This window comes from Calothrix sp. 336/3, from assembly GCF_000734895.2.
In the GTDB taxonomy this organism is placed as follows: Bacteria; Cyanobacteriota; Cyanobacteriia; order Cyanobacteriales; family Nostocaceae; genus 336-3.
Window position 1 is genome coordinate 4930275 of record NZ_CP011382.1, and the last position, 24078, is coordinate 4954352.

Consider the following 24078-nt stretch of genomic DNA (forward strand, 5'->3'; position numbering starts at 1 on the left):
TCTCCGCTATAAAATGGTAAATAATTCAATGTCAATATATGATTGACAGGAAAAAATCACAGAAACTTACATAAAAATCAGAATACATAAAAGCCTTTTTATGATAACAATTCATCGTGTTATTATATTTTGTTGTTTTTAGCCATAATCTATAAAAGATTAGCTTTTTCATTAACAAGCAAACTTATAAAAATCAACTCATACTTGACAAGGAAGGGGCTATGTCTAGTAATAGCAAGTTAGTCAAGACAATCAGAAAATATTCTCAGAAAATATATCAAGAATCATCATCACATATTCATTCTCAAAGTCTCTGGTTGCTCAGAGCTTTTGTCATTCTGAGAAAGGATACAAGATGGAGCAATTCTGGTTTTGTTTTGCCAACCGTGGCAATGGTAGGACTGGTAGTAGTTTTACTAACCACCGCTATTTTATTCCGCTCCTTTGAAAGGGCTAAAAATGCTAGCAATGTGCGAGTAAATGAGGTGACGTTGAAGGCTGCAACACCAGCTCTAGACCGTGCTAAAGCTAAAATTACAGAATTATTTGCTGACCCCAGTTTGCCCAGAGCCGTTCCATCTGATGTGACTCTGTATAAAACGATGACTGCGAAACTCAATACCTATACATTAGGTGATGAGACACCCATTATCGTTGGAAATAACTTAGATGGTGCGGACGGAATTGAAGCACCAGTTTCAGGAGCATTAGAATCTAGGGAAGTGATGGAAACTGCCTGGAAGTTTCCAATGGATACTGATAATAATGGTAAGTTTGATAGTTTTGTTCTATATGGTATTTATTTTCGTAATCCACCCTATCAAGGAAGTAGCCCAGAGCGTAAGCGGAACAGTTTAGAAGCCAGAACAGCACCATTGACGGGAGCAGCTTGTGACTCTAGCGGTGATACTAGTGCAAGTTTGGTAGGTGGCTCTAGTTGGTATAAAGATCCGAAGGGGTCATTGAAGAAAAGCTTTTTCGTTTATGCTGTGACAGTTCCTATTTCTAATACCAGTTCTATAGATAGTACAATTAGAAGTAAATACGAAATAGCGCAAGGGAATAAAGGCTTTTCTGCTATCGAGTTACAGCAAGATCGTAAGCAATTACCACTGACGAATAATGCTGTTATTTACGAAGATGATTTAGAAATTGCGCCAGGTCCTGGTATTCGTTTAAATGGACGTATTTTTACCAATAGTAATTTCTTTACCAGAAGGGGTGCTGGTACAGCAGATGGTGATGTGAGATTTTATCAAGTTAGTAGTACACAGTCTTGTTACTACGAACGGGAAAATGGCAAGATTATTATTGGCGGTAACGTTGCAACTAATTTCTTCACAGCCAGTACAGACCAAGGTAATGCTATCGTAGATTTGTTTACGGAAAGTGGTACACCTGGTGGTACTACTCTTGCGAGTACTAATAAATCAACCACTAACCAAACAAGACAAATTGTTTATAACAGTCAGGCTTATGCTCAACGCATTGACCTATTGGTAAATGCACAATATGCTCGTTCTTCTGGTAACGATCCTCAAGTAGTCAAAGATAATGTTAGCAAGCGTCTCACAAGTGACCCAGCTTTAGATACGAATAAGGTACGTCGCGAAGAGTTAGAAATATATTTTCGTCGTCGTACTCGTCGTGTTCCATTCAAAGAAGTGGCTTTTGGAGCTTCTGCTATTATCAAAACTGGCACTACGGATTACACCACAAGTGATGTTCTACAGGGGACGGATGATACGGCAAATAAAAGTAATGATGCACTGAGACCACCCGATGCATGGATCTATCCGACAGATACAAATACGACACTCACCATAGATAAAGATCAGTTACCAGCAAAAGATCCTGAGGAAGTAGAACAGTCTCCTGTCGTAGAAGCCAATTTAGGCGATCGCATTCTGGTTGGTAATAATTTACCGGAATTGCGTTGGGATAGTACCCGTAACGAATTTGTTGGGGAAGATGTCCCAGAAGACATTACTGGAAAGACTTGGAAAGATAGTACGAAAACCCGCACCCGTAATACTCGTGTACAACAACTAGCTGATTTAGGTGTCACAGGAAGGGATGGTTTTTGGGAAACTTCGGCGGCGGCGGCACGAAAAGACGTGCTAGATGTTGTCGGTGGTTTACGGGTAATTACTGGGGCAGGGGTCTATAGTTCCAGTGGTTCTAATTTACCCACACCCCCAACTCCGGAAGATAATACCAGTACAACTGAAAAAGAAAATGCTGCTCCTGTGGTTTGGTCAGATGCCATGCCCATGGTAGTACCAGACCCCACTGACCCAACGAATACGGCAAAACAAAGCCGTGGTCATTTGGTAATGCGTGCGACTGCGGTCTACCATTACAACACTGATGCCTACGACCCACTTGCCTCAACAGCAGATTATTATCAAAAGCCGATTGCCTGTGTTAGCAGCTACCACAACTCTACAAGTGCAGCAACGGCTGCGGATGGCTATCTTCCCAATGATAAAACTAAAGCAGATAAGTCTAATAACGGTTTTGCCTACGCTGTACCAACAGGCATGACTACATCTGCTGACGTAACTAGGGGACTAAGCGTGGATGCTAACGGCTTATTTTCAAGCACATCTACCGCTGCTGATGTCGCCACGTCCACAGCTAACCTCCAACAGCGTTTGCAATATCAAGCAAACTTAGTTTTTCCCAATGGTCAGTTTGTTAATCCTCTGCTACGACAAGCGCTGAAAAAAGTCAGCACTAAGCCTCTGACTCTTTCAGAACAGGGGGCGATCGACTCTACGATTTGTGCTTTGAAAATAGCTGATGGCTCGTTGACACGAGATAGTACAGTAATTCCCAATAATGCGATTAAAGAAACTTCCTTTCTGGATGCTAGAGAAATTAAAGCCGCAGACAAAGGTTCACTTACTGGTGACTACAACTTAGAAATTGAGCAGCGTCAACCTTTAGAGATTCGCGCTACGGTTCTAGATTTAAACCTACTACGCACAACATCTATTAGTGGAACCTGGTCTGGTGAATACCTATTACCTAATAGTGGGATTATTTACGCGGCTCGTGATGATGCTCGTGCAGATGCCAGCGATCCAAATAGTGCCAATATCAGTGCCACAGATTACAAATTAGATCCCAAGCGTCGCCCTAGTGGGATTATGTTAATCAATGGTGGTCAATTGAATCGTGGTACTTCTAACGATTACCGGGCAGAAGAGAAGGGTTTAATTCTAGTTACAGATTTGCCTGCTTACGTGAAAGGGAATTTTAACCTACATACGAAGGAAGAGTTCAAGGGGACTACAAATGGTGTCTTGGCATCTGACTGGAGTAACTTCTATTCCCGGACATCGGCTAACCGTGACCCTGATTTTGCCTGTCGCCCTAATGACCCCAGGTTGCCGAACTGTTCCACAGGGGAAACTTGGCGACCAGCTGCTGTAGTCGCGGATGCTATCACATTACTATCTAACAACTTTGTGGAAGGTTTCCGTAGTGATGGGGATTTTGATTTACGCAATAACCGCACCGATACCGCAAGTACGGATGCAACTGCTACCAGTAGCACTCGATTAAAAAATGGTTTCTGGGATAATAACTTCATTACATCCCGCAACTTCACAGACACTGACTATAGTGGTGATCCGGCTACTTCTACAGGTGCGAATAGTTCTTACTTCAACAACTTTGTCACACCAATTCAGCGTCGAGCGACTTTTCCTGAGTATGTCATGGAAATGTGCTTTAAGTTGGATGTTTCCCAGTGTGGGGTAGGTGATTGGTATGTTGGATATGATACCGATAATAACAACACAATCACTCAAGCAGAAAGGGAAACCAAATCCAGCAGTTTACCAACAAGTCCTGCTGTCGGACAACTTGTTGCCGGAACCACAGCTAGAGCGGCAAAAGCTGGTTACGAAAAATTCCCCCGTCGAGTTGCATTTAAGCGTAATTCTAGTAATCAGCTACTAAATAGTAGTGGCGCTGTACTAACTGTAGGGACAGATCAACCAATTCCTTTAGGTATCAATAGTTCTGGTGTGGTAGCAGAAGGAACGGGGGCTTCTAGAGCAAACGCTCTGTGGTTCACCACTGTCAATGGAAGCGGAAAATACTACAACAATACTAGTTTCACTCGTCTATTTACCTCCTTCCCATCCGGTGCAGATGCAACTAACCAACCACTTCTAGAACCGATTTTACAAATTCAAGTACCTAAGCGATCGCCCCAGGATACCAATGACTATGCCAACTTAGCCTCACCTAGCAGTGATAGCGATCGCGCCAAAAATAGTAGATGGTTGAGCAGAGCAACAGCAACTACATTTAACCTTGTATTAGCTGCTGGTGATGGTCCTGTACGTATTGGTAGTAAAGATGAAACTAATGGAGGTTTAGTGAACTTCCCACGTTTCCTAGAAAGCTGGAACTTGTATACAACCGCTAATAACTTTGAAAACGTCAATATTTCCGGTGCTTTTGTACAGTTTAAACGCAGTATGTATGCAACTGGACCATTCCAACCCTTCGTTTTATCTGGTGGGATAAGTTCTACAAGTTTGTTTGGAACAGAACGTACGAATAGGGGCTACAACACAGATGCAGTAATTACTGGTTTACCTGCTCACTTCTTACCTCCTAGAAGAAACTGGGGTTTTGATGTTGCCCTGCTATCCCAGAACCCTGATTTGTTTGCTCAACGGTTCGTGATTCCATCGACCGATCCACCAGATGAATATTACCGAGAAGTGGCAAGAGATGACGATTGGGTCAAAGGTTTACTCTGTGCTTCCCAAGACACAACAGCAAAAGATGGTTTTGACAGTGGATTTAGTATCAAAATTGATAGTTCCACAACTAAAAGCACAAAATTTGCCATTCCTGCACAAGATCGTCCATCTGCCTGTCCTTCATAGATAAATTACTGATTACCCCTAGGACTTACCCAAGGATAAGGAGAAAACAAGATTTTTAAATTGCTTCTTTCTGTGGCAATCACTTAAATATTTTGCCTCTGGGTAAGTCCTAACCTCCCACGGAAGGCTGGTAATCATTAAATAATCAAACAAATTTAAATTCCATTTTTGATAAATTTGATTATGAAATTGCAACAGTTGAGAAAAATATTAACTCAATCAGATGAGTCAGGTTTCACAATTATTGAATCATTAGTTGCATTATTGGTCGCGGCTATTTTGTTGGCATCTGTTTCACCGGTGTTAGTTATTTCTACTGCAACTCGTGTCCAAGCTAGACGGGTAGAATTAGCTGCCCAAGCTGCCAAAACTTTTATTGATGGTGTACGAACAAAGACAATAACAGAACCGACTGAAGCACTGACAGCTCTTTCTGTATCTACAACTCGCACAGTTAGTAGTTCTACGAGTGATTACTTAGTTAGTAGTGCCGCAGTCCCAACTGATACGACAAAATTATATTGCTTCAATAAAGATGGGAGTATTGCGGCTCCTGGATGCACTAGTAATTTATTTTACATTCAGGCGGTAAAACTGCAAGTCTCTGGTAGTGACCCTGATAAGGGGCAAGGATATCGTTTAGGGATTAGGATATATCGTTCAGACGCTCAATTTGGTTCATTAATCAAAACTTCAGACAGTAATGGTAGTGTTCAGACGGCTTTTACTGGGGGAGTTGGGAATCGTAGAACACCACTTTTAGAGATGACTACGGAGATTACTAGAGGTTTGCCTTCCTACAGCGCATTGTGCGATCGCCTCGGTGGTTGCAAGTAAAAAGAGATATATCCCTACGTGTTGATATTAATACAATTTAGCAACTAATTAATTAAGATGAATATTTGGAAATGGCTGTTAGTTAAACAGTTACAAGCTTATCGAAAATGCCATCATAGCAGCGGTTTTACTATGCTAGAACTTTTGGTAGCCATGGTTCTGGCTGTACTAGTTATTACACCACTGATGTTACTGATGATTAATATTTTAAATACTGATCGTCAAGAACAAGCTAAGGCTAATTCCGAACAGGAAATTCAAGCAGCTATTGAGTATATTAATCGTGATTTACAACAGTCAATATATATTTATGACAATACTGGAGTAAATGCCATTAAAACTCAGTTGCCGACGGTAACAAATGGCAATCCAGTGCTGGTTTTTTGGAAGCGAGAATTTAGAAAGGATAAGGCAGTAACTACAATTAGTGGCACTACTTTTAATGATGATACTTTTGTATATTCTTTAGTAGCATACTATTTAGTGAAAGATGATGCAGCACCTTGGTCAAAAGCCGCAAGAATATCTAGATTTCAAATTAAGGATGGGGTACTGAATAAAAATGGTAGTACCTGTACTGGTGTTTATGACACTACGAATAAATTTACCGAATGTCCTGATCCTGGATTTAAGCCCTTTAATTTGCAGGTACAGGGTACATTACAAACGAAAATGAATGCTTGGACAAAACATACCTCTACATATACACAAAAAGCAATTGCTTTAGTTGATTTTGTTGACCACTCCAGTACTTCTGAAACTGCTCCTACTGCTAGTTGTCCAACGGGCTTTAGCACTATTACACCTACATCCGCAATCACTGGTTTTTATGCCTGTGTTAACTCAGTTTCTAGTGAAAATCGGAGTGTCGCAGAGGTTTATTTACGTGGTAATGCTTTAGCTCGCTTGAGTGATAATAGCAATGACATAAAATATACTGCAAGCAAAGTAAATTATTTTCCTGTAACTAAAGTCAGAACCCAAGGTTTGAGCTTCCTTTTTACAAAGTAAATTTCAACTAATTTCTAGTACAATATTTTTCATATGAAACATCTAAATACTTTGTTAGTTCCAATACAAAAAAGCTCATTTCTTAGTAATAAAATTAGGAATGCTAACATAATTAAAACTATTAATAAAACTAATCAACAAGATGATGGCTTTACTCTTATAGAGGTATTAGTCGTAATTTTAATGGTTGGAGTTTTATCCGCGATCGCAGCACCTTCTTGGTTAGGTTTTGTAAATAGGCAAAGAGTTAGTAAAGCAAATGATGCTGTTCTCGGTGCATTACAAGCAGCACAAACAGAGGCAAAAAAGAAAAAACTTAGTTATAGTGTCAGCTTTAGAAATAATAATAAATCCCCAGAGATAGCTATCTATCCCGGCTCCACTTTACCTACAAATCCAGTTTGGAAGCCCCTAGGTGATAATATTTCCTTCAAACCAGGAGAAATTATTATATACACCAACTTGCACAGCACTAATAGTAATACAAAAGCTAGCGCTAATATTACTTATAGTACTGCCGGTAGCGGAACTATCACCTTTGATTACATGGGTACTCTTACTGATGTAACTCTAGGAACTGCTGGAGGTTCTTCTGAGCAGTTAGGTTTAAAGATTGCTGTAGCATCACCAGTTTCTAAGTCATCACTAGCTGCGAGTAATGAAAGAAGATGCGTAATATTAGATACACTAATTGGCGGTGTTAGAATCGCAAAAAATTCTGACTGCCAGTAAAAAATCAGTATATTAATTTCAAACTCAATCTAGGCTTTTAATAAAATACTAGTTACTCTACATAATATTACAGACTAGTATTGAATTTACTACTATTACCATCGAAAACAAAAAAATCAATATAAATACTGAAGCAAAAATGCACCTAAAGTTCAAGAATATAACTATAGGTGTATCTTATTATTTATTTATCACAATAATTGTGAATTTGGGATGATCAATGTAAGTGATTTTACATAATTTTTCCAATCAAAATAATACAAATATTAAAATATGAAGGATATTTTAGATCTAACAGTTGCCATCCCAACTTATAATGGTGCAACTCGTTTACCAGAGTTACTCGAAAGGCTGAAGTATCAAACTGATACTGAGAGTATTCAATGGGAAATCATTGTTGTTGATAACAATAGTACAGATAATACAGCTCTTCTAATTAAAAACTATCAAGACTCTTGGTTATTTCCTTACTCATTAAAATATATTTTTGAAGGCAGGCAAGGAGCAGCATTTGCCAGACAAAGAGCGGTAGAAGAGTCAAGAGGTAAATTAATTGCTTTTCTTGATGATGACAACTATCCAGTATCTAACTGGGTATCAGCAGCTTATCTTTTTGCACAAAAAAATCCCAAAGCTGGTGCTTATGGAAGTCAGGTACATGGAGAATATGAAGTTACTCCTCCAGAAAACTTTGAGAAGATAGCTTGTTTTTTAGCCATTAATGAAAGGGGTTCACAAGCTTATAAATATGAACCTCGAACGAAAATGCTACCTCCTGGTGCGGGTTTAGTTGTACGAAAACAAGCATGGTGTGAAAATGTTCCCCCAGAATTAGTGCTAAACCATAAGGGAAGAGAAGCACTTTTAGCTAGCGAAGATTTAGAAGCCATATTACATATTCAACTGGGAGGTTGGGAAATTTGGTACAACCCAGAAATGCATATTTATCATCAAATTCCGGCATGGAGATTCGAGAAAGAATATTTACTAAGTTTAATACGTTGTGTTGGTTTAAGTCGTCATCATTTACGAATGCTGAGAACTAAATCATGTTTACGCTTTTTCGCTAGTTGTGGATATTTTTTTAATGACTTGAGAAAGTTAATTTTACATTTAACAAAATACAAAAAAAATAGCAGTAATTTAATCTTTGATTGTGAAAAAGAATTACTGATAAGTAGTATTATTAGTCCCTTTTATTTAAAAGCTAAGGCATAAATCATAATTTCAATATATGTCAGATAATAATCAAGTCACATTAAACTTTTCTTTAGCTATTCCCACATATAATGGTGAGTCTCGCTTACCAAAAATATTAGTTAAACTTTCTGAACAAATAAGAACTGAGGAATTCACTTGGGAAATAATTATTATTGATAATAATAGTTATGATAATACTGCTAAGGTAATTTTTGATTATCAAGAGAGACTACAAGACAAATGTATTATCCGATATGTTAGAGAAACTAGACAAGGTTTAGGATATGCGAGAGAACGGGCAATTTTAGAGGCAAAGGGAGAATTAATTGGCTTTTTAGATGATGATATTATTCCTGCTCAAGATTGGATATATCAAGCTATAAAATTTGCGAAAGATAAACCCGATTTGGGAGCCTTTGGAGGTCAAATACACGGTGATTTTGAGATAAAACCTCCAGAAAATTTTCATCGAATTGCTAGCTTTTTAGCCATTAGAGAAAGAGGAGAAAATGCAAATTTATATGACCCCATTAATTTAAGTTTACCCCCTGGTGCTGCACTAGTAGTTCGTAAAGATGTATGGAATAAAAGCGTACCCAATAAACTATTTTTTAGAGGTAGATTAGGAAAATCGATGATTGGGGGTGAAGATTTTGAGATACTATTATATATTCACAAAGCTGGTTGGAAAATTTGGTATAACCCAGAGATGCATGCTTATCATCAAATACCTGCTTGGCGATTAGAGAAAAATTATTTAATCTCTCTAGCTCGTGGTTGTGGATTATCAATTTATCAATTAAGATTAATTAATGCAACCAAGTCTCAATCTATTTTATTCCTGTTTAAAGTTATCTTAGGTAATCTAAAAAAAATAATTTTTCATGTTTTAAAGTACAATCATATTGTCTATACTGATGAAGTTTTTCGTGCAGAGATGGAATTTTATTTCAGTAGTATGATTAGCCCTCTATATTTTCTCAAAGCCTATATAAATAATTAAAGTATAATAAAAAATGGCAAAAATTTCTGTTATTATTCCTGCATATAATAGTGAAAAAACTATTCTAGAGACTATCAAATCTGTTTTAGGACAAACTTTTATTGATTTTGAAATTATTATTGTAGACGATGGTTCTACTGACGCAACTTTAACAAGTATTTCTCAATTTAATGATGAGAGAATAAAAGTGTTTACTCAACGGCATCAAGGTGCTAATGTATGTCGTAACTTTGGTTTATCTTGTGCAAATGGAGAGTTTGTTAGCTTTTTGGATGCAGATGATGTTTGGACTCACAATAAATTAAGTAGTCAGCTAAAGGCTTTACAGGAAAATCTTCAAGCATCTGTAGCGTATAGCTGGACAGATTATATTGATGAGAATGGAAACTTTTTACTTTCTGGTACACATATTACTGCTAATGGACGGGTGTATGAAAAACTTTTAGTGAGTAATTTTTTGGAAAATGGTTCTAATCCTTTGATTCGTAAATCAGCAATTATAGAGTTAGGAGGATTTGATGAAAAGTTAAATGCTGCCCAAGATTGGGATATGTGGTTACGTTTAAGTAATAAGTTTGAGTTTGTTGCCGTGCCAAAAGTTCAAATTTTATACAGAAAATCTCGTAATTCTTTATCTTCTAATCTGCATAGACAAGAAAAATCTTCTCTTCAAGTATTGGAAAAAGCATATCGTCTAAGTGATAGGGATGTACAACATCTCAGAAGTCAGAGTTTAACAAATTTATATAAGTACTTAACTTGTAAGTCATTGGAGCAACCTTATACTCGAAACAAAGCAATGTTTGCTGCTAAATTTTTGTGGAGATTATGTATTTACGACTTCGAGAGATTTTACCATTGGCGATTATATAGTATTTTATGTATTAAAATACTCTTGATAATATTGTATCCTAGTTACCCAAGTTTGCTGATTTTTATCAAGTGTAATTTTCAGTCATTTATGGATAAGCCGATGGGAGTGAAACAAGAAATCGCTCATATCAATAATTCTAGATTCAAGAATTTTAGATAAAAAGTGTATTTATCAGGTGCAGTTACCATTCTATTTTCAATTTCTGTATAAAAGGAAGCATGAAGCAATTAGGGGATTTACCTTGACAGAAACACTAATTGTGGTGTTTATTCTTGGTATTTTGAGCGCGATCGCCGCCCCTAGTTGGTTAGGTTTTATTCAGCAGCAACGTTTAAATTCTGCTCAAGACAAAATTTACTTAGGGATGCGTCAAGCACAAAGTGAAGCGAAAAAACGTAAGCTATCTTGGCAATTTACCATTCGAGAAAATAACCAGCGAGTTCAGTGGATAGTTCATCAAGCGGATAATAATAAATTCTTGCCAGATAGTGTTTTGAATAATCAGAATCAATGGCATAATTTAGATAGTAATATTTATATAGATACAGAAAAAAATAGTAAAAATGATTATGAGACAACCCTGAGAAAGCACCCTTCTCAAAATATCTGGCGGGTTGTATATAATTATCATGGCTGCCCAATTTACAATGTGGGTGATGAATGCATTAATACTTCTTTGCAAGCTCTGGGGCAAATTACTCTATATAGTGATAGGGATGATGTGACTAGACGTTGTGTTTATGTTTCGACAATTTTAGGAGCGATGAGAACAGGTAAAAATCAGAGTAAGGCTAATAGCAGTGATAAGTATTGCTATTAATTATTTGTCATCATATATCAGAGTTGATACTGATGAGATGTAATATATAAATGTAAATTCTAATTTTTAAAAGTTAGTATATATCTCTACATCACTGGCATCAAAGGTGTAATATCTGGAGATTTAACTAGATTGTATCCATTCAATTAGTGATTTTAAGTTATCATCCATTGCAGTTTCTGGAACTGTAACTGTGTGGAGCTGCCCTTGATATTCTAATGTTATTTGATATTGAAATCTCTCAACTTGGTGAGATTGAGATAGTATTTGTGGCGGCAAATTTAAAAAATCTGTTTGTTTGAGAATTTTTGTTAACTCCTGAATACTTGTTTCTGATAAATTCTTAGTATCCACGATTTTAGTCCGAGTAACACCAGCAAAACCACCTGTTCTTTCCATGGAGATTTTCATTCTAGATTCTCCCAGTCAACATTTATCAGATATTCAGAGATTGAAAGTTAGATGATTTTGTCTAACTCCCAAGGTTATATTGGTACATGATGGGATATTGATAATGGGATAATAAAGTAAAAAATTCCCTATTACCCATTACCTATTAATCATCTATAAACATCAAGTAATTACACCAACTTTTTGCCAAGCATTGCGAACAGCTTTTTGTTCATGACTTTCTTCTCCATAAAGCTCTCCAGCAACCTTAATTATCAAATTTGCTGCTTGCTGGAAATCATTGCGGGAACGTAGGCGATCGCACAAAGCAACGTACCATATTTTACCAGTCTTCTCCCAAGCATAGCCGCCTATTTCCATGGCTGCCAGATAGAATGCATAGTTGGGAATACCAGAGTTAATATGTACCCCACCATTATCTTGAACACCGGAAAACTTATCTTTCATATGTGCTGGTTGAGGATCTTTGCCTAATACTGGATCATCATAGGCTGTTCCTGGTGCTTTCATAGAGCGAATTCCCAAACCCTTGACATTGGGAGTAAATAAACCTTCACCGATAATCCAGTCTGCTTCCTCTACTGTCTGATTTTTTACCCGTTGTTTTACCAAGGAGCCAAAAATATCAGACATCGACTCGTTTAATGCTCCAGGTTCACCAAAATAAATTAAACCTGCTTCGTACTGAGTCACTCCGTGGGTTAACTCATGTCCGATCACATCAATCGATTTAGTAAAACGTTGGAATAATTCGCCATCTCCATCACCATATACCATCTGGTCACCATTCCAGAAAGCATTGTCATATTTGACACCGTAGTGGACAGTGGAGTCTAAGCGCAAACCCTTATCATCAATAGAATTACGCTCAAATATTTCATAGTATAAATCGTAGGTGGCGCCGGCACTATCATAAGCTTCATTAATTGCCTCGTCTGTACTAGGAGGATCACCTTCAGCACGGACAATTTCCCCAGGGAGATTTTGAGAGTTTTTGGCATCATATATGGTACGACGCTTTTCTCCTGGAGAAGGGGCAAAATTAATCCCTCCTATGATGTCTCTTCTACCACGAAATTGCGCAGACATATTCAATGTGTGAAAAGCCCACCGACGCTGCTCCACATTCCCATTGACTACGATATTTTCGAGCATATGAGGTGGAACAATACAACAAATGGGACAACGGGAATGCTGATGATCGTGTTCACAGTCAAAACCATCATGGTTATTTTTTTTTCCTGCCATGCAATTATTATTCCTATATATTTTAAAGAGATAATATTTATCCCGTAAGGTAGCAAGTACCGTAGCTACTTAAGTATAGAAAATAACTATATTCCCCACTTATTACATAGGAGAGAATATAATGCTCATCCATGGGGGAACTGTATCTTTTTCACTCTACTTGATAAATAGTCTCTGAGGTCTGATTTTGCTATCCTAACGAAAAGATGGCAAACCTTGACTTGATTACATATTTTTTTTAATTCTGGTTGCGTTTGAGTATGATAACTATTCTCGCAGCTTGAGATTATATGAGTGTTTTGATAACAATTTATTCTCTCAAATTTGAGTCGTATGGGATTAATTTTAAACTTATAAATCAGGAAAAAAGGTAATATCTTCAGGCTCTAATTTTTTCTCTTTTTTGCGATTGCGAGGTTCAATTACATGCTCAGAGACATCGTAATACTGAGACGCTTGCAGCATATTAAATTGTAATAAATTATCTTTTAATAAAGGGATTTTTTGACTAGGTTGAGACGGTGTTAAATTCAAAACTTTGATTATTTCCGTTGCTACCTTTTCCGCTAGTAAGGGTGGTACAGAATTACCGACTTGACGAAAACCATGCCATTTAGTGATGTGGAAACGGAACCAATCGGGATAGGAATGTAATCTTGCAGCTTCACGGACAGAAATGCATCTAGCTGTTTGGTAATGAATTGGTCGAGCAGATGTGAAAGCACCGCGATTTCTGGGAGTTCCTGCTCGTAATGTATTGCAAATTCCATCCTTGGTTAATCTGTAGAAACGGCTAATAGATTCGGTTTTACCTGGTTGGGTATTTTCAAAACGAATTCTAGCAGCTTGACTGTGACGGGTGCGAATACTAGAAGTGAGAATTTGGGGATTATAAATACGGGGATAGGAATAGTCATTTTCTCTAGTTGTCATACCTCGCAGAATTGCACTATAGTTACTAGGTTCCTGATATTGGGCAAAGACAAAATCTTGAGTAATTAATTCTGGATATTCTTCGATTTCTGGTAAATCACCAATTGCTTGAAACACCGTCGGTGCAAAACTTAAATCAGGAGAATTGAGGATATATTTAGATTTTTTGCCAATATAGGGTCGGGTGCTAGAGAGCGGATATGTTGGTAAGGGTAAATCATCACGACAACCGAGGATGAATAATCGGGTTCTATCTTGGGGAACTCCATAATTGACAGCGTTTAAAACCTGATAGTTGGTTTCAACTTTATAATTATTTTTTTGGAACTCTGTGATGATTTCTAAGATAAATTGTTGGTGTTTGCCAATTGTCAAACCGGGAACATTTTCAAAGACAAAATATTTTGGCTGTAGTTCTAAAACCAAGCGTAAAAAATGAAAGACTAAGGAATTGCGCGGGTCATCTAAAGCTCGCTTCCCAATTACAGAAAATCCTTGACAGGGTGAACCACCAAACACGACATCAATTTCCCGATTGCCAATATGAGAAAGTTGTCGAATTTCTGTTCCGGTAATTTCTGCTGCACTTTTACAAATTACAGACCATTGAGGAAAATTATATTCATGGGTAGCACAATGAATTGGGTCTATTTCTACCGCAGCTAGCACATCAAAACCAGCTTGTTCAAAACCAAGGGTCATTCCGCCTGCACCGGCGAATAAATCTACACCGATTGGTCTTTGTCTGCTGTTCATTTGATGCACTCTTTCTCCTGAGTTATTTCGGTGATAAATCAACAATTCACCTCAAAACTATTGCCTATTTAAAAAATAACAAGGATTATAGTTTTAAGTAATTTTACTAAAATATTTACATGTCAGATTCTAGTTTGTTTACAAATTTAATATCTTCTTTTGGTGTAATTAATATTGTGTAAACATTTACCAATTTCTAAGATTTTTAATTCACTTGACATTTTTTCTAACTATTATGAATAGAAGGCTGATATTTGATTTTTGCATGAGATTTTGTAATGTAGGGGCGTATTATGATGAACTGCATAACGCAGCTGGTGAATTATGCTTAACGCTGTCACTAATACACCCTACCTACAGATTCAAGAGGAAATAATAGATATTTTTGATTATTTTTTCTGATATTGGAACTCCTGATAACTCCCTCCCAAAGCTTCTACAATTGTCCGGGTATTTCCTGCCATCATTTTGATATATGTGTCACCTTCGGTATTCTTCGCACCGATGGAGTCAGAATACAGTTGCCTTGGTGCTAATTTTATCCCAGCTTCCTGGGCAACGGTTTGAATTAACGCCGGATTAATGGTGGTTTCGGCAAAAATTGCTGGAACTCCAATTTTTTTGATGGACTCTACTAATTTTTGCACTGTTTGGGCACTGGGTTGTTCTTCAGTACTGATGCCGATGAGGGTTCCTGCAACAGGTATGTTATAGGCACGTCCATAATATTGGAATGCGTCGTGGGTGGTGACGAGTTGACGTTTTGCTGGGGGAATAGTTTTCACCTGTTGAGTAATCCAACTGTCGAGTTGGGTAAGTTCTTGGGTTAATTTTTCCGCATTTTGGGTAAATTTTTGCTTATCTGTGGGGGATAGTTGGATAAGTTCGTCACGGATTGTATTTGTCATGGCGATCGCGTTCTTGACATCACCCCAGACATGGGGATCGGGAACAACTTGTTGCTCTTTACGCAGTTGTAGAGGTTTGACGACTTCCCCCACTGCAACTTGTCGTGCTTTGGTTCCCGTTGATTTCATCAGTTTAATAATTCCTGGTTCTAAGTTAAAGCCGTTGTATAAAATCAACTTCGCTTCTTCTAAAACCCTGGTATCACTAGGTACAGGTTCATAGACATGGGGGTCTGTACCAGGCTTCAGTATGCCTGTTAGTTGAATTTCTCCTCCCCCAACTTCCTCTGCCAAGTTAGCGATAATAGTACTAGTTGCTACAACCTTTGGTTTCTCATCTCCCTGGGGTGTAGTACTCCTAGAGTTAATTTGAGTACAACCGTTCAACCATAACCCTAGAAAAATTCCTACTAAAGTCTGGGTGTAACGTCTTACCTGGGAATGAGTGATAGTTGCCATAGATTTTAGTAAGGTTATTTCATAATCTTTTCATTTTTTAGAGTATATTATTTTCATAATCCTTTCATTTTTTCTCAAGCTCGGAATCTAGGGGGTAGGCGATGCTGTCAACTTATCAAGCAGGTAACGGTAATTATGCAAACCGCGATCATAACCGTGACAAAAGTGATGCCAAACTTGGTTTAACAGTGGCAAGAAAGGGTATCCAAATTACCCACCTAGGGGTGAAGTACCGAGAGTTAGAAGCTTTGAGGGATGTAACTTGCACCATTCAACCCGGTAAGATTACGGGTATATTTGGACCGAATGGAGCAGGTAAAAGTACTTTGATGAAGGGAATGCTGGGATTAGTAGCTAGTCAGGGAAATGTAATGTATCAAGGAAAACCCTTGACCCAGCAATTATCCCAGGTTGCCTATGTCCCCCAGCGTAGTCAAATTGACTGGAATTATCCCGCGACTGTGTGGGATGTGGTGATGATGGGGAGGGTAAAGAAGACGGGATGGTTGCGTCATTTTTCCGCAGTGAGTCGCCAAGTTGCCAAAACTGCTTTGGAGCGGGTGGGTATGATAGAATACGCCCATCGCCCCATCGGTAGACTGTCTGGAGGGCAACAGCAACGGGTATTTTTAGCCCGTGCATTAACTCAGGAAGCGGAAGTTTTTTGTTTTGATGAGCCATTTGTGGGGATAGATCAGAAAACTCAAGGGGTAATTTTTGAGGTTTTCTCAGAATTAGCGAAAGCTGGCAAAATTGTCTTAGTTGTGAATCATGATTTGGGAGAATCTATCACCCATTTTGATAATTTGATACTTTTAAATCAGGAATTAATTGCGATTGGTTCTCGTCAAGAAGTTTTGACAGAAGAGAATTTGTTACGTGCATACGGTGGAAAAGTGATGTATTTCTCCGATGCAGCGTAATTGGGAAGGTAGCAAAATGATTAATTTAATTGAACCTTTGCAATATGGTTTTATGCAGCGATCGCTGATTGTTGCTATCCTTGTGGGTTTATTATGTGCGGTGGTGGGTAGTTACTTGATGGTGCAGAGGTTAGCGCTGTTAGGTGATGCTATCAGTCATTCGGTATTACCAGGGTTAGCGATCGCCTTTATGGTGGGTGCGAATATCTTCGTGGGTGCGTTTATTGCAGGGGTGGTGAGTACCTTATGTATTGCGGTAATCAAAGAGCGATCGCCAATTAAAGAAGACGCTGCTATGGGAATAGTGTTTTCGGCTTTTTTTGCCCTAGGAGTAACATTAATTACGGTGATTCAAAAGGATAACAAAATTGACTTGAATCATTTTTTGTTTGGCAATATTCTGAGTGTAACTCCTGGGGAAGTCAGAGATACAGCGATAATTGCAGCCATAGTTTTAGTAATAATTTTTCTTTTTTATAAGGAACTTCTATTTTACACCTTTGACCCCTTGGGCGCTCAAGCTGCGGGTTTACCGGTGAATCGCTTAAATTTTGGATTAATGCTGCTCATTGCTTTAACCATTGTTGCGAGTATGAAAGCAGTAGGAGTGATTCTTGTACTTTCCCTATTAATTACTCCTGGAGCAACCGCATACTTATTAGTTAAACGTCTCCATGAAGTCATGATTTTGGGAGCAGTAATTGGTGTATTTTCCAGTATTAGTGGGATGTATCTTAGTTACTTTTTAAATATACCTTCTGGTCCGGCGATTGTTTTAGTTGTTTCAGGATTATTTATCCTATCCTTACTTTTTAGTCCCCACCATGGCATATTGGTGATGAAATCAGCCAAAGTTGTATCTGATTAAAAAATGTGAATAATTTTGCCTAACTGCTACCAGTAAAAATCTGTATAGGTAGGATGTAAAGATAATCTGACACGGTTAAGTATGCATAGCTCACTCAATCGTCGAGACTTTCTCAAGTACCTGACTGGTAGCGCGATCGCCACTGTCACCATTGCCTATCTTTTCCCAGAGACGGGTGATAGTCGGGAGTTAGATATGGAAAACCTTTGTTCCCTCTATCCAGAAAATTCGCGGTGCGAAAATTATCTTCCCGGAGTCGCTGCTACCAATGAACAGGGAGTGGCGATCGCTGCTGATACACTATTAAAAAACGCTACCCCAAATATACCAATTCCTGTTCAAGGTTTACCAGAAAAAGCTGTCACCTACCTAGTCATTAATCAACCCCCAGCAATTGCTAAATATGCCATTCGTCCTATTTGTACCCACTTAGGATGTACCGTTAATTGGGATTCTCCAAAACAACTATTTATTTGCCCCTGTCATGGTTCTCAATATGATAACCTGGGACGAGTTATGAAAGGTCCAGCCAAAAAACCTCTACCACTAATTACAGTAGTCGTCAAGCAAAATCAAATTCGTCTCGTCTCTCGTCAACCAGCTATAGATCCACGATAATTTGCTAATCAATAACTCCATAGATGCCATTGATTAAAGTAAGCTAGCAACAGCAGAGTTTATCTTTAAAACCATGGCAGTTAGTAACTTACGGCTTCTCGCTCTCGATTTTGATGGTGTCATTTGCGACGGTTTGATGGAATACTTTCAAGTAGCTTGGCGTACTTACTGTCATATTTGGAATATAGATAATTATACAGTTAATGATGATTTAGCTGAAGGCTTTTATTGCCTACGTCCTGTAATTGAAACAGGTTGGGAAATGCCTATATTAATTAAAGCCTTAGTTATGGGTTTGCCAGAAGAGAAAATCCTCAATGATTGGGAAAATATTGTCAAACAAATTTTACAAGCTGATAATCTAGATGCTAAACAAGTTGGAATAAAATTAGATGCTTTACGTGATGATTGGATAGCTAATGATTTACCAGATTGGTTAAAATTACACAGATTTTATCCAGGAGTTATTAATAAAATTCAAGCCACATTAGCTAGTGATATTAAATTTTATATTATCACAACCAAAGAAGGAAGATTTGTGAAACAGTTAATGCAACAAGGAGGATTAGATTTACCCACAGAATTAATTTTTGGCAAAGAATACAAGCGTCCGAAATATGAAATTATTCGTGAACTTATTAAAAAGCATAATTTAGCTGCTGAGAATGTTTGGTTTGTAGAAGATAGACTGAAAACTTTGCAACTGGTAGAACAGCAAACAGACTTGGAAAATATGCAACTATTCCTTGCTGATTGGGGCTATAATACACCCTCAGAAAGAGTTAAGGCAGAAAAAGACCCACGAGTAAATTTATTATCTTTAAAGATGTTTGCTGAGGATTGGGATAATTGGCTGATAAATAGTCACTCCGTCTAAGTTGTGAGAATTTTTGCTACTAATATCCCTGATTTATCCTAGATGCGGATTAACCGCAGGAAGTCGGGGATATAATTTATGAGAAATAGTTGAATATTGCTAAATCATGTTTAGAGAACGTTTCTCAAGTCATTGATGTCTAAAATATTTTGTAAACCACCTTTGTAAAAAAAGAATAATCCTATGCTTGATTTAACAAAACTGATGCGACAAATGCAAGGTTTGAGTCAACATATGACTGAAGAAGCTGCTGCTAATCGTCAAAGGTTGGAAGCTGCTCAGAAGTACCTAGAAAAAGCCATAGCTACCCAAGATGAGTTAGTAGAACAACAGGAAAAATGGCGCGATCGCATAATTTTTGCTAATGCGACTCCCGTGGAACCTTTAAATACTTGTATTGATATTCCTGTACCTACAAAAGTTCATACTGTTATTGCAACAGATGGCTCCCAAATAGCCCCCAGTCACCATGAAATTGCCTACTGTTATTTACTAAATATTGGCAGAATTGTTTTGCATTACGGACAAAATCGCCACCCTTTATTAGATAGTTTACCAGAAGTATTTTACCGTCCAGAGGATTTATATGAAGCTCGACAGTGGGGAATTAGAACTGAAGAATGGATGAGTTACCGACGCACTGCTTCGGAAGCAACGGTATTAGCTGAACTTGCTTGTCAGGTGCAAGAGGAATTATCAACCGCTCCCGTCCCTATTTTAGCAATGGTTGATGGTTCTTTGATTTATTGGTTTTTAGAACAATTGCCCAGTGATGCGCGTAATTGTATTTTACCCCCCGTTTTAGAAGCTTGGGAAAAAATGCGATTAGCTCAGGTTCCTTTAATGGGTTATTTAAGTGCTTCACGTAGTATTGAAGGGATGAATTTTTTACGTTTAATTGCTTGTCCCCACCCTGTTCCTGATTGTATGACTTTTTGTCCTAATCAACAGGATAAAGTCCCTTGTAAATTATTTGAATCCTTGCGAGATACAACAATTTGGAATAGTCAATTAAAACCTGGACAAAGGGGACCTTTGTGGCGTAGTAATAGTAGAATTATTGAATTATATGGGGAGCAAAAAGTCTATTTTTGTTATGTTCATGTGGGAGCAGAAATTGCTAGAATTGAAGTACCTGCATGGGTAGCAGAAAATACTAAGTTATTCGATGAATCCTTAGGATTAATGCTAGCTCAAGTCCAAAAAGGGTATGGTTATCCAGTGGCGATCGCCGAAGCGCATAACCAAGCAGTAGTTAGGGGAGGTGATAAAGCTCGCTTTTTTGCCCTATTGGAACGACAAATGATTAAAGCTGGGATAAAAAATGTGGGTACATCTTTTAAAGAAGCAAGAAAACGGGGTAGCATTGCTTAATTAAATTTTGTGTATTATGAAAGTTTTTGTCATTGCGAAGTCAAGAAGTCATATCTGGAGTTACATAGTTGTAAAAATAGACTAAATTGATTTCGGTAATTAGAGTTTATTTATCAAGTCAAACTTAAAAAAAATCGTTTTCTTGACTTTTGCGATTTGCCAGCATCTAAACTTCTGACTATAAACTGGATTTATTTCCTCAATTCATTGTTCGGTGTAGAACAAATTATGAACCAGATATCTCAGTTGCAGACAAGGGAAATGAATATAGAATTATTCCATTTGCAAAGTCAGACTTATTTCCCTATTCCACACCATTTATCTGTGGCTCGCATTGGTAAATCTGAAGGAGACAATATACCAGAAATAGATGTGACTCACTTACCAAATGCAGAAATTGTATCCCGTTGCCATGCAGAAATTCATCTTCAAGATGACAAATATTATCTTCAAGATGTAGGGAGTATTAATGGAACCTATCTGAATCAAAAAAAATTAGAAAGCCACACTCTTTACCCCATAAAATTACAAGATATCATTTCCCTAGGAAAAGATGAACAATTTATTCTCATAGTGCAAAAACAGCATCAGAAAAATTTACCACTAGTCACTTCTCCTACCACATTACAACCACAAGTAATCTCATCAGAAAAAGTATCTGTCAACTCTGTTAGTCGTACCAGTAAGCTCTTAGGTATAGGATTAATGGTGACGGGATTAGTAATTTTTGCCGCTAACACCCAAGTAGGAATATTTGTCCAAATTCCAGCCTTTGTATTATGTATCGCTGGAGCTTTCATCTTATTACAACGCAAAATAGAACCTGCTATTGGTTGGTTTTTAATTACTCTTGGTATACTCTGGATGATATTTTCTGGTCATTTATTTGCCTCTGTAAATTTACTATCATTGATACTTTCTGGAGGATTATTTCTCGGAGGATGTCAAATATTTACAACAGGAAAAATCCTGAAGTATGACTTACAAACTATTAAAAAGATAATAGGTAAGGGGTAATAGTAACGCACCCCGCAGACAAATTTGGTGCGCTACTTCGTTTAACTAATTATGTTTCATCACTCTTGCACCTTGAGTATCAAGGGAGAGCGATCGCACCTCTGCTTTTACCCCACAATTTTGCCAAGCAGTTGCCATTGCTGCCACCACATCTAAACTATGGGATGTATCAGTTAATGCTAGTAGGGTTGGTCCTGCACCACTAATTACCATTCCGTAAGCACCTGCATTTTTTGTGGCTGTTTCTACCTCGGCATATCCTTTGATAAGGGATTGACGGTAGGGCTGATGTAATTTATCTTGCAATGCTGCTTTTAACCACTGAGGATTACCCGTTTCCAATCCTCTAAGTAATAATCCTAGGTGGGCAGTATTAAATATAGCGTCTGCTCGACTAACTTCCTGGGGTAAAACACTACGCGCTTCCTTGGTAGATAGTTCAAAGTCGGGAATTGCCACCACGCAAATAATTTCCTGACACCAAGGAATATCACAGATTTCCCAGCCATTCTCACTAGTTGCAGCCAAGCGACAACCACCAATTAACGCAGGAACAACATTATCCGGATGTCCTTCCATGGCGATCGCCAACTCTATCACCTCATTATCACTCAGAGGCTCCCCTGCAAGGATATTTGCGCCCAATAACCCACCAGCGATCGCCGTTGCGGAACTCCCTAAACCCCGCGCTAAGGGGACACCGAGTTTAATTTCCATGGATACAGGTGGTGGAGCTTGTCCGATGTGTTCATAGAACTTAGAGAAAGCCTGATAGAGTAAATTACTTTCATCCGTACTCACCCGTGCAGCCTCGGCACCAGTCACGGAAATTACAAAATTTTCTCCCGCAGAACTACTGAGTAGACTAAACTTAAATTCGTTATACAGCGATAAAGCTGCACCAATACAATCAAAACCAGCCCCTAAATTAGCGGTTGTTGCGGGCACAGTGATGGTAGTAGATGAAACAACAGACATGAGTATGATAACTTAAGTGTAAAAAAACCTAGGAAACCTATCCTACGCCACAGCTAGGCATAAGCATTTTACTGGTTATCATGACCATCAAATAATTTTTCCCCTCCAATATCATGTTGTGGTATATTTTTCAACAATCTATGACTGTTGTCACCCTTGTGGGGATGTAGCAATATCAGGTGCAAAATACCATCGACTCCACAATATTTATAGAGGGAAGAGGAGATGAAAATATTCAAAATGCCGGGATGGTTTCCTGGTGGCAAAGCTTGGTTAAACGCCTTAATGTTATCCGTCTTTGTGGCAGGTTTTGTTGGGATATTACAGGAAAATCAAGGATTTGGCTTACATTTCAGCAAATGGTCAGTTAATCCAGAGATGTTCACAGTCTTGGTCATACTACTCTTAATTTTACCAATTCCAGCGATCGCCATTCTCCATCATTTATTTCTCAGTCGCTTTATCCCCCCTATTCCCGGAGAAAAAGCCAGCAAACCATCGGGTATCTTACCCAGCATTATCAGCTGGTGGGAAAGTTGCTACAGTTGGCTAGTGGTACTAGTCTCTACCCTGATTGCCATTCTCATCTGCACACCCTTTTTGCCCTTATTTAAACTCAGTTACAGTCAAATTATCAGTGATTTCAGTCAGTTTGATACTAAAGTTAAGCCAGTATTTGCTGTATTTTGGTTTATCTCTGCTGCCTGTTTATATCACTTGGAATATTCATTTAAATGTCGCCTTGTATTCAATGAATATATTCTCGATGAACCAGCAGAAGTCAATATCAGTAGCAACTCTCCCACAGAAAACACCGTAATTCAATCCTCAGAAACCGTTGATGCTTCTGAAACTCAAGTAGTTGCCCCTAAATCCAAATTTTCTTTCCCTCTCCAAAGAATCTTTACCCTAATTCTGATTGCGATTTCCGCTTTATGGGTTTATTCCTTTAGCAAATTACCGGAAGTTCGTCAAAGTCTCTCTACTAATTTAAGCTTAGAACAACCCCTGAAAAATTCTCCAACCAAGAACACAGAGAAAAGTTCATCTGTCAATGATACCTATCAAAAAGGCATCACCAAAGCTAAACGCGCCGCTAAATTACAACAATTAGCCCAATCAGAAAGAGAATGGCAAATGGTAGTGAAAAACTGGGAAGAAGCTCTCGCTTTGATGAAAGAAGTACCCCATACTAGCCCTAATTACGCTGCCGCCCAGGAAAGCATTTTACAATATCAAATGCACCGCCAATTTGCCCAGCAATATGCTAGTAAATAGACAAAATTCCTAGATAAAATTATTAAAAAGAAAAATG

At 38.1% G+C, this 24078-nt stretch carries 20 protein-coding genes; 15 read left to right on the forward strand and 5 right to left on the reverse strand.

Annotated features, from left to right (window positions below; genetic code table 11):
• The first annotated feature begins 221 nt into the window (after positions 1-221).
• The 8 genes from hpsA to IJ00_RS20500 all read left to right on the forward strand — a co-directional run bounded on the left by hpsA (position 222) and on the right by IJ00_RS20500 (position 11393).
• Complete coding sequence (gene hpsA, locus IJ00_RS20465; RefSeq protein ID WP_035156148.1) at positions 222-4916, forward strand: hormogonium polysaccharide biosynthesis protein HpsA; 4695 nt, start codon at positions 222-224, stop codon at positions 4914-4916.
• Between the two features lie 183 nt (positions 4917-5099).
• Positions 5100-5753, forward strand: coding sequence for a hormogonium polysaccharide secretion pseudopilin HpsB (gene hpsB, locus IJ00_RS20470; protein ID WP_046814879.1), 654 nt, complete (start codon positions 5100-5102; stop codon positions 5751-5753).
• Between the two features lie 57 nt (positions 5754-5810).
• Positions 5811-6764, forward strand: coding sequence for a hormogonium polysaccharide secretion pseudopilin HpsC (hpsC, locus tag IJ00_RS20475; RefSeq protein ID WP_035156151.1), 954 nt, complete (start codon positions 5811-5813; stop codon positions 6762-6764).
• A gap of 33 nt (positions 6765-6797) precedes the next feature.
• The gene (locus IJ00_RS20480; RefSeq protein WP_082127366.1) at positions 6798-7496 is read left to right on the forward strand and encodes a prepilin-type N-terminal cleavage/methylation domain-containing protein; all 699 of its coding nucleotides are present in this window, start codon (positions 6798-6800) and stop codon (positions 7494-7496) included.
• A 273-nt stretch (positions 7497-7769) separates the two neighbouring features.
• Positions 7770-8714 (forward strand): hormogonium polysaccharide biosynthesis glycosyltransferase HpsE, encoded by a 945-nt coding sequence (gene hpsE / locus IJ00_RS20485; RefSeq protein WP_035156154.1) that lies wholly within the window; start codon positions 7770-7772, stop codon positions 8712-8714.
• A gap of 16 nt (positions 8715-8730) precedes the next feature.
• Positions 8731-9699 (forward strand): hormogonium polysaccharide biosynthesis glycosyltransferase HpsE, encoded by a 969-nt coding sequence (hpsE, locus tag IJ00_RS20490; RefSeq protein WP_035156157.1) that lies wholly within the window; start codon positions 8731-8733, stop codon positions 9697-9699.
• Positions 9700-9712: 13 nt separating this feature from the next.
• On the forward strand, positions 9713-10732 hold the full coding sequence (locus tag IJ00_RS20495) for a glycosyltransferase (protein ID WP_082127367.1): 1020 nt from the start codon (positions 9713-9715) through the stop codon (positions 10730-10732).
• Positions 10733-10748: 16 nt separating this feature from the next.
• Positions 10749-11393: a prepilin-type N-terminal cleavage/methylation domain-containing protein gene (locus IJ00_RS20500; protein WP_339366969.1), complete on the forward strand. Its 645-nt coding sequence runs from the start codon at positions 10749-10751 to the stop codon at positions 11391-11393.
• Positions 11394-11516: 123 nt separating this feature from the next.
• Here the strand turns inward: IJ00_RS20500 and IJ00_RS20505 are convergent, their stop codons facing one another.
• The 4 genes from IJ00_RS20505 to IJ00_RS20520 form a co-directional block, all read right to left on the reverse strand.
• A complete protein-coding gene (locus IJ00_RS20505) occupies positions 11517-11804 on the reverse strand; it encodes a protealysin inhibitor emfourin (RefSeq protein ID WP_035156159.1) in 288 nt (95 codons plus the stop codon).
• Positions 11805-11966: 162 nt separating this feature from the next.
• Positions 11967-13052 carry a M4 family metallopeptidase gene (locus IJ00_RS20510; RefSeq protein WP_035156161.1) on the reverse strand — a complete coding sequence of 362 codons (1086 nt, stop codon included), beginning with the start codon at positions 13050-13052 and terminating at the stop codon, positions 11967-11969.
• Positions 13053-13403: 351 nt separating this feature from the next.
• Entirely contained in the window at positions 13404-14741 is a 1338-nt protein-coding gene (locus IJ00_RS20515; RefSeq protein ID WP_201782640.1) for a DNA cytosine methyltransferase, read from the reverse strand.
• Positions 14742-15130: 389 nt separating this feature from the next.
• On the reverse strand, positions 15131-16108 hold the full coding sequence (locus IJ00_RS20520) for a metal ABC transporter substrate-binding protein (protein ID WP_035156163.1): 978 nt from the start codon (positions 16106-16108) through the stop codon (positions 15131-15133).
• Between the two features lie 101 nt (positions 16109-16209).
• On the opposite strand from IJ00_RS20520, the gene IJ00_RS20525 reads away from it, so the two are divergent.
• From IJ00_RS20525 to IJ00_RS20550, 6 genes are all read left to right on the forward strand, one after another.
• Positions 16210-17031: a metal ABC transporter ATP-binding protein gene (locus tag IJ00_RS20525; RefSeq protein WP_082127368.1), complete on the forward strand. Its 822-nt coding sequence runs from the start codon at positions 16210-16212 to the stop codon at positions 17029-17031.
• Positions 17032-17047: 16 nt separating this feature from the next.
• Positions 17048-17899 carry a metal ABC transporter permease gene (locus tag IJ00_RS20530; protein WP_035159393.1) on the forward strand — a complete coding sequence of 284 codons (852 nt, stop codon included), beginning with the start codon at positions 17048-17050 and terminating at the stop codon, positions 17897-17899.
• A gap of 81 nt (positions 17900-17980) precedes the next feature.
• Positions 17981-18517, forward strand: coding sequence for a Rieske 2Fe-2S domain-containing protein (locus tag IJ00_RS20535; protein ID WP_035156166.1), 537 nt, complete (start codon positions 17981-17983; stop codon positions 18515-18517).
• Between the two features lie 73 nt (positions 18518-18590).
• Positions 18591-19394, forward strand: coding sequence for an HAD family hydrolase (locus tag IJ00_RS20540; protein ID WP_035156169.1), 804 nt, complete (start codon positions 18591-18593; stop codon positions 19392-19394).
• Between the two features lie 183 nt (positions 19395-19577).
• Positions 19578-20768: a DNA double-strand break repair nuclease NurA gene (locus tag IJ00_RS20545; RefSeq protein WP_035156171.1), complete on the forward strand. Its 1191-nt coding sequence runs from the start codon at positions 19578-19580 to the stop codon at positions 20766-20768.
• A gap of 228 nt (positions 20769-20996) precedes the next feature.
• A complete protein-coding gene (locus IJ00_RS20550) occupies positions 20997-21785 on the forward strand; it encodes an FHA domain-containing protein (protein WP_035156174.1) in 789 nt (262 codons plus the stop codon).
• A gap of 45 nt (positions 21786-21830) precedes the next feature.
• Here IJ00_RS20550 and thrB read toward each other — a convergent pair whose 3' ends face one another.
• Complete coding sequence (gene thrB / locus IJ00_RS20555; protein ID WP_035156176.1) at positions 21831-22763, reverse strand: homoserine kinase; 933 nt, start codon at positions 22761-22763, stop codon at positions 21831-21833.
• A 225-nt stretch (positions 22764-22988) separates the two neighbouring features.
• Between thrB and IJ00_RS20560 the strand changes: the two genes are divergently transcribed.
• Entirely contained in the window at positions 22989-24041 is a 1053-nt protein-coding gene (locus IJ00_RS20560) for a hypothetical protein (protein WP_035156178.1), read from the forward strand.
• Positions 24042-24078 lie beyond the last annotated feature (37 nt).